The following is a 6,761-nucleotide window of genomic DNA, read 5'->3' as shown; positions in this document are numbered from 1 at the left end:
GTTGATGTCGCGGGCGATGATGTCTTCGTTGCCGTCGTTGTTCCAGTCGGTGGTGCCTGCGAAGGTGTAGCCGTTCCAGCCGGTGCCGATCTGGGTGCGCGGCAGGAGGCTGGGGGTGAGGGTGCCTTGGCCTCGGTAGAGCCAGAGGGCGCCGTTGATGTCGCGGGCGATGATGTCTTCGTTGCCGTCGTTGTTCCAGTCGGTGGTGCCTGCGAAGGTGTAGCCGTTCCAGCCGGTGCCGATCTGGGTGCGCGGCAGGAGGCTGGGGGTGAGGGTGCCTTGGCCTCGGTAGAGCCAGAGGGCGCCGTTGATGTCGCGGGCGATGATGTCTTCGTTGCCGTCGTTGTTCCAGTCGGTGGTGCCCGCGAAGGTGTAGCCGTTCCAGCCGGTGCCGATCTGGGTGCGCGGCAGGAGGCTGGGGGTGAGGGTGCCTTGGCCTCGGTAGAGCCAGAGGGCGCCGTTGATGTCGCGGGCGATGATGTCTTCGTTGCCGTCGTTGTTCCAGTCGGTGGTGCCCGCGAAGGTGTAGCTGCTCTGGGCCGAGAGGGCCGGAGGCGAGACCGCCCGCAAGGAGGTTCCGAGGACGAGGGCGGTGGCCATGGCGAGGAGGACCGTCACCGCGCGGCGCCATGCCGGGTGCTTTATGGGTTTCATGAATGAGCTCAATTTCTTGATCGGCTTTCTGGATCCAGGTGCCGTTCAGCGTGGGGCGGTCAGGCGGAAGGCGCGCTTCGCCCCCGCGTGATGTCGAATCCCCGTGCGTTCCGCCCGGATGGGCCTCTCCCGCTGCCCGCGCGCTCTGTTCGCGCGTCTCCGCGTCCTCGAAGTCCTCGGACGGAAGCTGTGGACGGCACTACCGTCCGGATCCTGCCCAAATGCTCTCAGAACCACACTCAGGGCTCCCGCGAAGCCGACCGGGCGACCGCCGATCGCGGCGCCGGACGCCCAGGTCCTCACCCGCCGGTCTGAGACCGGGGTGAGGACCTGGGCGTCCGGTGGAAAGGCTCCGCCGTCATGGGGGCGCCGTCATGGGGGCGCCGTCATGGGGGCGCCGTCATGGGGGCGCCGTCAAGGGCTCACGCGTGGCTGAGCTCGGTGACGTCGTCGGAGAGCTCCTTCGGCACACCCCGCAGCGCGTAGAGCGCGGCCACCGCGAGCACCAGGAGGATTCCCGCACCGGTGAGCACGGTGGCCTGCATGCCGTCGACGAACGCCTGCCGGGAGGCCCCGGCGACGGCCGAGGCGAGGTCCGCCGGGAGGGTCGCGGCGGTGCGCAGGGCGTCGCCCAGGGTGTCGCGGACCTGCCCGGCGGCTTCGGCGGGCAGCCCGGCGGGAAGCACCAGGTTGGCGGTGTAGGCGCTGTTCAGCACGGTTCCGAGGATGGCGATGCCCAGGGCGCCGCCCATCTCGGTGGCGGTCTCGGAGATCGCGGCGGCGGCTCCGGCCCGCTCCTTGGGCGCGGTGGCGATGATGGTGTCGTTGACCACGGCGAAGGTGAGCCCGATGCCCGTGCTGGTGATGATCATCGCGACGACCAGGTAGGCGTAGCCGACCTCCATGCCGACCTGGCTGTAGAGGCCGAAGCCGACGGCGGCCAGGGCCATGCCGAGCGCGACGACCTGGGCGCGGCCCCAGCGCATGACCAGCGGGCCCGCCGCCGACCCGCCGATGGCCGCGCCCACCCCGCCCGGCAGCCCGGCCAGGCCGGAGACCAGCGGGGACCAGCCCAGGACGAGCTGGAAGTACTGGGCGAAGACGAGGGACATGGAGAGCATCGCGAACATGGCGACCAGCGCGGAGCCGACCGAGGCGGAGAAGGCGCGGTTGCCGAAGAGCCGGACGTCGATGAGCGGTTCGGCGAGCCGGGTCTGCCGCCGGACGAACACGGCGAGGGCGGCGACGCCGAGCACGGCCGGGACGAGCACCGAGATCTGACCGGCGCCCCCGTGGGCGGCCTCCTTCACCGCGTAGATGACCGCGATCACGCCGACGACGGAGAGCGGCACGCTCACCAGGTCGATCCGGCCCGGGCGCGGGTTGCGCGACTCGGGCAGTACGGCCAGGCCGGCCGCGAGGATCACCGCGACCACCGGTATGTTGACGAGGAAGACCGATCCCCACCAGAACTCGTTCAGCAGCGCGCCGCCCACCACGGGACCCAGCGCGAAGCCCGCCGCGCCGATGCTGCTCCAGATGCCGACCGCGGTGGTCCGCTCCCTCGCGTCGGTGAACACGTTGCGGATCAGCGAGAGCGTCGAGGGCATGATGGTCGCGCCCGCCACACCGAGCAGTGCCCGGGCGGCGATGAGCAGTTCGGGGCTGGGCGCGTAGGCCGTCAGCAGGGAGGCGGCGCCGAACGCGGCGGTGCCGGTCAGCAGCAGCCGCCGGCGGCCGATCCGATCGCCCAGGTTGCCCATGGTCACCAGCAGCCCGGCCAGCGCGAAGCCGTACGCGTCGGCGATCCACAGCAGCTGGGTCCCGGACGGGTCCAGGTCCTTGACCAGTTTGGGGGTGGCCAGGTGCAGCACGGTCAGGTCGATGGAGAGCAGGAGCATCGCCAGGCACGCGATCACCAGCGTGCCCCACTTGCGGGAGTCGTTCCTCATGCCGTTCGTCATGACGGCAGCTTCGGCGACGGCGCTGACGGATCACTCACCAAGCGCTGACAGCTGCTCGCCGAGGACGGTCAGCGCCGGTTGCGGCGACTCTTCGAGGCCGGGTGAGTCCCGGCGGATGAGCCGGGCGCCGCGCGCGTGGGCGGAGTCGTAGCCGGCCTCGCCGATCCGGGCGAGGCACCACGCGCTCACGCGGGCCACGTCGGGATCCCCCGCGAGAGGGGAGCCGCGCAGCGCCGTACCCACACCGAGCAGCAGGGCCGCCCGCTCACCGTCGCCCTCCAGCATCGCGACCCCGGCCAGACCCTCGGCGATGCGGGCGGTCACGGGCAGGTGGCGGTGGTCGAGCCCGGCCTCGATCGCCCGCCGGTGCCAGGACAGGGCCTGGTCCGCGTCGCCCTCGGCCACGGCGATCCAGCCGAGCGCGACATGGATGAGGATCCGCGTCTGGCTGGCGTCGAACCAGCCCGCCGAGCACTCCGCGAGCGCCGCCTCGCACAGGCGGCGTGCCTCGTCCAGCTCGCCGCGGAGCCGGGCGACCTCTCCGAGCCCGAGCCACGAACCGGCCACCAGCTCCCAGGCGCCCGCCCGGCGCCCGAGCTCGGCCACCCGCTCGTAGTCGTCGTAGGCCCTCGCCAGGTCTCCGTCCCGCACCCTGCCGTCGGCGCGGCGCCGGAGCAGCTCGGCCACGTCGACGGTGGCGCCGATCTGCTCGGCCAGGCCGAGCGCCTCGTCCGTCAGGGCCACGGACGTGGCCCGGTCCCCCCGCCAGTCGGCGAGGTCGGCCATCCCGGAGAGCGTCTGGGCCAGGCCCCAGCGGTCGCCGAGGGCGCGGAAGCCCGCGAGCGCGAGAACGAAGTAGCGTTCGGCCTCGACCGGGTTCCCGTCGAACAGCTCGAAGTAGCCCCAGCCGAAAACGCTGATCGCCCGCATCCAGGGATCCATCTCCAGCTCTTCCCAGCGGCGCATCAGCTCCATGCCCGCCTCCCGCTGCGGGGGACCGGCGACCATCGCCCACAGGACGCTGGCGAACGGCTGGCGGGGCATGGCCTCCCGGCGGGTCATGATCTCCCGGGTGGCCTCCAGGTGCCCGTCCAGCTCGGGCCCGTGGCCGCCGCCCGAGGCGACGGCCATCACACACATGGCGTACTCGTCGGCGAGGCCGGGGGGCGGGGCGGAGCCGATCGCCTCCAGCAGCTCGCGGGCCTGCACGGCGCTCTCGCTGCGCAGGCCGCGCAGCCACCAGTAGGGCGTCAGGGCGGAGAGCAGGCGCAGTGCCCGCCCGATCTCACCGGCTCCGGTCGCCCGGTGCAGCGCGGCGTGCAGGTTGTCGCGCTCGGAGTCCAGCCGGGCCAGCCACTCCAGCTGCTCGGCGCGGTGCAGGTGCGGGCCCGCGGTCTCGGCGAGGTCGAGGAAGTGGTCGGCATGGGCCAGGCGCAGCCGCTCCTCCTCGCCCGCCTCGGCCAGCCGTTCGGCGCAGAACGCCCGGATCGTCTCCAGCATCCGGTAGCGGTCCCCGACCACCTCCACCAGCGACTTGTCCACCAGTGAGGCGAGGACGCCGTCGGTGTCATCCACCCCGCAGACCCGCTCGGCGGCGGCCAGGGTGGCCCCGCCCGCGAAGACCGTCAGCCGCCGGGCCAGCGTGCGCTCGTCGTCGTCCAGCAGCTCCCAGCTCCACTCCACCACCGCCCGGAGCGTCCGGTGCCGCGGCTGGGCGGTACGGCTCCCGCGCGAGAGCAGCCCGAACCGGTCGTCCAGCCGGGCGGCCACCTCGTGCACCGTCAGCGACCGCAGCCGGGCGGCGGCCAGCTCGATCGCCAGCGGCTGCCCGTCCAGCGCCCGGCAGATGTCCGCGACGGCCTCGGCGGCGGCCCCGTCCAGGGTGAAATCCGGCCGTACGGCGGCCGCCCGGTCGGCGAACAGCCGCACCGCGGGCGCATGGCCCGGGGGAGTGCCCGGCTCCGGGAGTTCCAGGGGAGGGACGGGGTGCAGGGTCTCGCCGGTGATGCCGAGCGCCTCCCGGCTGGTGGCCAGGATCCGCAGCCCCGGGCAGGCGCCCAGCAGCCGGTCGGTCAGCCGCGCGGCGGCGTCCACGACGTGTTCGCAGTTGTCCAGGACGAGCAGGACCTCCCGGCCGGTGAGCGCCGCGACGAGCCTGCCCACCGGATCGGGCGGACCGGCCTGCATGCCCGGCGCGGTCAGCACGCCGGTCTCCTGGAGGCCGAGCGCGCCGAGGACCGCCTGCGGCAGCTCCGCCCCGCCGCCGAGCGGTGCCAGCTCCACGAAGCAGGCGTCACCGGGGTGGCGTCCGGCGGTCTCCGCCGCCAGGCGGGTCTTGCCGGTGCCGCCGGGGCCGGTGAGCGTGACCAGCCGGGCTCCGGCGAGCAGCGCGCCGATCCGCTCCAGCTCGCCCGCCCGGCCGACCAGCGAGGTGAGCGGGGCGGGCACGCCCTGCCGGGAGGCCTGGGGCGGTGCGCCCGGTGGCTTCGGGGGCGTCCGGGACGCCGGGGCCGCCGGGCCGGCCGCCCGGGCCGGAGCCGCCAGGGACGGGTCGGCCCGCAGGATCGCCAGATGGACCGCGGCCAGTTCGGAGGAGGGGTCGGCGCCCAGTTCCTCGGCGAGCCGCCGCCGGCAGCCGTCGAAGACGGCGAGCGCGTCGGCCTGCCTGCCTGCGCCGTACAGCGCCCGCATGAGCTGCCCTGCGAGCCGCTCCCGCAGGGGATGCGCCTGCAGCAGCTGCCGCAGCCCGGAGACGAGGTCGCGGTGGCCGCCGAGCGCCAGCACGGCCTCCGCGTGGTCCTCGGCGGTGGTGACGCGCAGCTCCTCCAGCCGTACGGCCTGCGCCGCGGCGAAGGGGGCGTCGCCGACGTCGGCCAGGGCCGGGCCGCGCCAGAGGCCGAGTGCCTCGCGCAGGGTGCCGGCGGCTCCCGGGTGGTCGCCCGCGGCGAGCGCGGCACGGCCCTCGGCGGCCAGCCGCTCGAAGCGGTGGACGTCCACGTCGTCGGGGTCGGCGGCGAGCAGGTAGCCCGCCGGGTGGTGCTGGATGAGCTCTCCGGCGCCGTCGCCCTCGCCGAGCAGGCGGCGCAACCGGGAGACCTGCGCCTGGAGCGCACCCGCGGGGCCGCTCGGCGGGGCGTCGCCGTACAGGCCGCCGACCAGCCGCTCGGCGGTGACCACCCGGCCCGCGTCCAGCAGCAGCATGGCCAGCAGGGCGCGCAGCCTCGGCCCGCCGACCGCGACCGGCCGTTCGCCGAGCCTGACCTCCGTGGACCCCAGAACACCGAACCACATGTGTGGATTGTCGCAGGTGCCCGAGGGCTTCACTCAAGATCGTGGTCAAGGCGGAACGGATGGCGGCCGTCGTCGTGCGGACGGGCCCGTCGCAGGTGCTCTGCCCATACTAATGCGAAAAGAATCGCATTAGTATGGGCATGCCGACCGACGGCTACCGACGCACCTGGAGTCGATTTTGACTGAAGCGCCGATCAGGCGGCCCGGCGGACGCAGCGCCCGGGTCCGCGCGGCCGTGCTCGACGCGACCCTGGCGGAGCTGACGGGCGAGGGCTACGACGGACTGACCGCGGAGAGCGTCGCGGACCGGTCCGGAGTGCACAAGGCGACGCTGTACCGCAGGTGGGGCGGGGTGGACGGGCTCGTCGCCGACGTGCTCTCCCGCGCGGCCGGGCAGCCGTGGCAGGTGCCCGACACCGGTTCCCTCCGCGACGACCTGCACGCGATCACCCAGGCGGTCCGCGCCGGCTTCACCGATCCGGACGGCGGGGCCGCCCCGCGGAACCTGATCCTCGCCGCGCTCCGCTCCCCGCAGGGCCGCGAGGCGCTGACCGGCCTCTTCGAGGCCCGCCACGGGCTGGCCGCCGGGGTGGTCACCCGGGCCGTCGCGCGGGGCGAGGTACCGGAGGGCACCGACGCGGTCGACGTCGTGCGGGCCACCTGCGCGCCGCTGTACTACCGGCTGTTCGTCACCGGCGAGCCCCTCGACGGGCCCGCCGCCCGCCGCGCCGCCGAGGTCGCGCTGGCCGCGGCCCGGGCCGGAGCCTTCGCGCCGCCGCCGTGACCCGGCCGTGCGATCCCGCCGCGAGGCGGCCGTACAGGGCCGGGAACGGGAGCGAGCCGTACAGGAGA

Annotated in this window: 4 protein-coding genes; 1 reads left to right on the top strand and 3 read right to left on the bottom strand. The window is 74.3% G+C overall.

All coding sequences use genetic code 11. The features are described 5' to 3' along the window. The 3 genes from FHS22_RS30380 to FHS22_RS30370 form a co-directional block, all read right to left on the bottom strand. The coding region (locus FHS22_RS30380) for an FG-GAP repeat domain-containing protein (RefSeq protein WP_184947417.1) at nucleotides 1-654 on the bottom strand (654 nt) is incomplete at its 3' end. A gap of 422 nt (nucleotides 655-1,076) precedes the next feature. After that, a complete protein-coding gene (locus tag FHS22_RS30375; RefSeq protein WP_260408448.1) occupies nucleotides 1,077-2,618 on the bottom strand; it encodes an MFS transporter in 1,542 nt (513 codons plus the stop codon). A gap of 30 nt (nucleotides 2,619-2,648) precedes the next feature. Continuing rightward, nucleotides 2,649-5,909 (bottom strand): AfsR/SARP family transcriptional regulator, encoded by a 3,261-nt coding sequence (locus FHS22_RS30370; protein ID WP_184947415.1) that lies wholly within the window; start codon nucleotides 5,907-5,909, stop codon nucleotides 2,649-2,651. Between the two features lie 178 nt (nucleotides 5,910-6,087). On the opposite strand from FHS22_RS30370, the gene FHS22_RS30365 reads away from it, so the two are divergent. Continuing rightward, a complete protein-coding gene (locus tag FHS22_RS30365) occupies nucleotides 6,088-6,693 on the top strand; it encodes a TetR/AcrR family transcriptional regulator (RefSeq protein ID WP_184947413.1) in 606 nt (201 codons plus the stop codon). The last annotated feature ends 68 nt before the right edge of the window (nucleotides 6,694-6,761 follow it).

This window comes from Thiemannella venezuelensis, from assembly GCF_014203605.1.
Taxonomy (GTDB): domain Bacteria; phylum Actinomycetota; class Actinomycetes; order Streptosporangiales; family Streptosporangiaceae; genus Planomonospora_A; species Planomonospora_A venezuelensis.
This window is presented reverse-complemented; position numbering and strand designations above follow the sequence as displayed.

Coding starts and splice junctions, on each gene's coding strand:
- FHS22_RS30375 (WP_260408448.1), bottom strand. CDS start 2,618: ATGACGAACGGCATGAGGAACGACTCCCGCAAGTGGGGCACGCTGGTG.
- FHS22_RS30370 (WP_184947415.1), bottom strand. CDS start 5,909: ATGTGGTTCGGTGTTCTGGGGTCCACGGAGGTCAGGCTCGGCGAACGG.